At 32.1% G+C, this 3,092-nt stretch carries 3 protein-coding genes and 1 pseudogene; all 4 read left to right on the forward strand.

The genetic code is table 11. The annotated features are described in order from the left end of the window. Positions 1 to 528 (forward strand): pyridoxine 5'-phosphate synthase (locus ACIQ11_RS09970; protein ID WP_396154505.1); only part of this gene is annotated, 528 nt, incomplete at its 5' end. 124 nt (positions 529 to 652) lie between these two features. Beyond that, positions 653 to 1,411: an alpha/beta fold hydrolase gene (locus ACIQ11_RS09975; protein WP_396154507.1), complete on the forward strand. Its 759-nt coding sequence runs from the start codon at positions 653 to 655 to the stop codon at positions 1,409 to 1,411. Positions 1,412 to 1,518: 107 nt separating this feature from the next. Then, positions 1,519 to 2,775: an OmpP1/FadL family transporter gene (locus ACIQ11_RS09980; protein WP_396154509.1), complete on the forward strand. Its 1,257-nt coding sequence runs from the start codon at positions 1,519 to 1,521 to the stop codon at positions 2,773 to 2,775. A 19-nt stretch (positions 2,776 to 2,794) separates the two neighbouring features. Beyond that, positions 2,795 to 3,092, forward strand: a pseudogene (locus tag ACIQ11_RS09985) (G-D-S-L family lipolytic protein); the annotation flags it as partial.

Consider the following 3,092-nt stretch of genomic DNA (forward strand, 5'->3'; position numbering starts at 1 on the left):
GTCTACACAGAATATAATATAGAAGGTAATCCGCAACATAATTTTATTGATTTAGTTTTAGAATGTAAACCCGATCAGGTAACTTTAGTACCTGATGCTATTGGGGCAATTACTTCTAATGCAGGTTGGGACACGATAAAACATCAAGACTATCTTACTGAAGTCATCCAAGAATTTCAACGTAATGGAATTAGAACGTCTATTTTTGTAGATGCAAATGAAAATATGGTTGAAGGTGCAAAAAAAACGGGTACAGATAGAATTGAATTATATACAGAAAGTTTTGCTCATCAATACAGTTTAGGCAACAAAACGGCTATTGAACCATTTATAAAAGCGGCAATTAAGGCAAACGAAATGGGTTTAGGAATTAATGCTGGACACGACTTGAGTATAGATAACATTAAATTTTTTAAAGATAATATTCCAAATTTATTAGAAGTTTCCATTGGACATGCTCTGATTTCGGAATCTTTATATCTTGGATTAGATAACGTAGTGAATATGTATTTGAATAAGTTGAAGTAAAAAGTGGCTTCGAGTGCTTAAGTCAACGGAGACTTCGAGTACCTCAGTCACCGTTGGCTGAGGCACTCGAAGCCAACTATATAAATTAGGAACCTTATACCAAATAAACTTTTAACCAAAAAAAATGTTATACTCAAAAATAGAAGGAGAAGGAAAGCCGTTTTTAATTATTCATGGATTTTTAGGGATGTCAGATAATTGGAAAACGTTGGGTTTACAATTTGTGCAATTGGGTTATCAAATCCATTTGTTAGATATGCGAAATCATGGTAAAAGTTTTCATTCAGATGAGTTTAATTATGAAATCATGGTGGAAGATGTAAAAGCGTATATAGATTTTCATAATTTACAAAATATTACATTGTTAGGGCATTCAATGGGCGGAAAAATCGCTATGTTATTTGCAACAATCTATCCAGATTTAGTTGAAAAATTAATTATTGCAGATATTGGTCCGAAATATTACGCACCACATCATCAAACCATTTTAGCAGCATTAAACGCAGTTGATTTTTCAAAAAACCCAAGTAGAAGTGAAGTTGATGAAATTGTTTCAAAATATATTTCAGATTTTGGCACTAAACAGTTTTTATTAAAAAATGTATATTGGAAAACTCCAGTTCAATTGAGTTTTCGATTTAATTTACCAGTTTTTAATGATAAAATTTCCGAAATAGGAACAGTGCTTCCATTTGAAAATCATTTTGATAAGCCAGTATTATTCCTTCGAGGTGGAAAATCGGATTATATTTTAGATTCAGATTTTGAAACAATTTTACATCATTTTCCATTAGCGATAATAAAAACAATTCCAAATGCAGGACATTGGTTACATGCGGAAAATCCCAATGCATTTTATTGTGAAGTTGAAAAATTTGCGTAAAGAATGTTATGCATACATAATATTTTCGTTAAAAAAATTGTCAATTTCATAAATAATGTTAATTTTGAATAAATTATTAAAAAATTAATACTAACTAAATTTTAATTATGAGAAAATTATTTTCTTTATCATTACTAACCTTAGCTACTGCTTCTATGTTTGCAGGAGGGTATAGAGTTTCTATACAAGGTCAGAAACAATTGGCGATGGGACATACCGGAGTAGCAGTTGTTAATAGCGCAGAGGTGGCGTTTTTTAACCCTGCTGGGATGTCATTCTTAGACAAAAAATTCAACTTATCAGTAGGTGGAAATGCTTTATTAGCAAAAACAAGATTTCAAAGTTCACAATTTAACCAAACAGCAGCAACAGACAATTTGGGTACACCATTTAGTTTATATGCTACTTACAAAATTAATGACTGGGTTTCTGCAGGTTTAGCAGTATATACGCCGTATGGTTCTTCTGTAGCTTGGGATCAAGACTGGGCAGGAGCACATTTAGTAAACAACATTGATTTAGCGGCAATTTTTATTCAACCAACCATTTCATTTAAAGTAGGTGATGTCTTTAGTATTGGTGGTGGACCAATTTTTGTACAAGGAAGTGTAAACTTCAACAGAAATTTAACGCCAAATCCAGTTTTATCTAACAATGGAAGTGGAACAGACGTTACTTTAGATGCTACTGGAATTTCTGCATCTGGATATAATGTAGGTATGATGTTTAAATTATCTAAAAAAGTAACTTTAGGTATGGATTACCGTTCTGAAATTATTATGGAAGCAAGAGGTGGTTCAGCACAATTTGCAGATGTACCAGCAATTGCTGCAGCTTCTTTTACTAATACTACTTTTAGCGCAGATTTACCTTTGCCAGCTGAATTTACCACAGGTATTTCATACAAAGCTTCTGATAAATGGTTATTTGCTTTTGATTACAACTATGCTAAATGGAGTGTATATAAATCTTTAGACGTACAATTTAACAACGGATTACCAACTTCAGTAAACCCAAGAAATTATAAAGACGCAAGTACTTATCGTTTTGGAGCGCAATATAAAGCTTCTGAAAAGTTTACTGTTAGAGGTGGATATTATATAGATGAAAGTCCAGTTCAAGGAGGCTATTTCGCACCAGAAACACCACGTAATGATTCTGTTGGATATACAGGAGGATTCACATATCAAATAAACAGTAAATTAGGAATTGACATGTCATTCTTATATTTACATTTTGATGAAGTTAATAATTCTTATGATTATTTTGATGATCCAACTACAACTAATGGATTAACATCTTTCGGAGGTACTTATAAATCATCTGTATTTTCTCCAGGTATTGGTATAACTTACGGTTTCTAATTTAAAAATATATTCAAAAATGAAAAATAAATTTATACTAGTAGCAGCTTTAGCAATTGGATTTGCAGGTTGTGAACCAGAATTTGAAAATGAAGTAAATGCTGCTTATTCCTCTGGTGAAGCAGATTTTACAAGATATGTAGCAGTAGGTAATTCACTTACTGCAGGTTATATGGATGGAACCGTTTCTAGAGTAGGACAAACCTATTCTTATCCAAACTTATTAGCACAACAATTTGCTTTAGTAGGTGGTGGCGCTTTTACACAACCATCGTATGCAGATGATGTAAATAATTTAGGAGGATTAACTTTTAATG

The sequence above is a fragment of the Flavobacterium sp. genome (genome assembly GCF_044361065.1).
GTDB lineage: Bacteria > Bacteroidota > Bacteroidia > Flavobacteriales > Flavobacteriaceae > Flavobacterium.

What these genes read in the sequence shown, in the direction of transcription:
- ACIQ11_RS09975 (WP_396154507.1), top strand. Translation starts at nt 653, where the DNA reads ATGTTATACTCAAAAATAGAAGGAGAAGGAAAGCCGTTTTTAATTATT.
- ACIQ11_RS09980 (WP_396154509.1), top strand. Translation starts at nt 1,519, where the DNA reads ATGAGAAAATTATTTTCTTTATCATTACTAACCTTAGCTACTGCTTCT.